We start from the raw sequence: 227 nt of genomic DNA, 5'->3' as shown, positions 1-227 counted from the left end.
GACGGCCCGGCATGTCGATCTGCCGACCTACGCCTTCCAGCGTCAGCGGTACTGGCTGGAGTCGGGCACCGGCACCGAGCGTGGGACGCTGGACCACCCGCTGCTGCTCTCGGTCACGGAGGTCGCGGGCGGCGAGTCCGTCCTGTTCACCGGCCGTCTTTCTCTCTCTGCTCAGCCGTGGCTGGCCGACCACGCTGTCAACGGCACCGTCATCCTCCCCGGCGCGG

1 protein-coding gene is annotated in these 227 nt (G+C 70.5%); it reads left to right on the top strand.

The genetic code is table 11. The features are described from left to right. Positions 1–227: hypothetical protein (locus ACLQ2N_RS36100; RefSeq protein ID WP_425820047.1), on the top strand; the 227-nt coding region annotated here is incomplete at both ends.

Source organism: Streptomyces sp. DT224 (genome assembly GCF_049844595.1).
Classification (GTDB): Bacteria; Actinomycetota; Actinomycetes; order Streptomycetales; family Streptomycetaceae; genus Streptomyces.
Note: the sequence above shows the minus strand (reverse complement) of the source record. Positions and strands in the feature narration are given on the sequence as shown.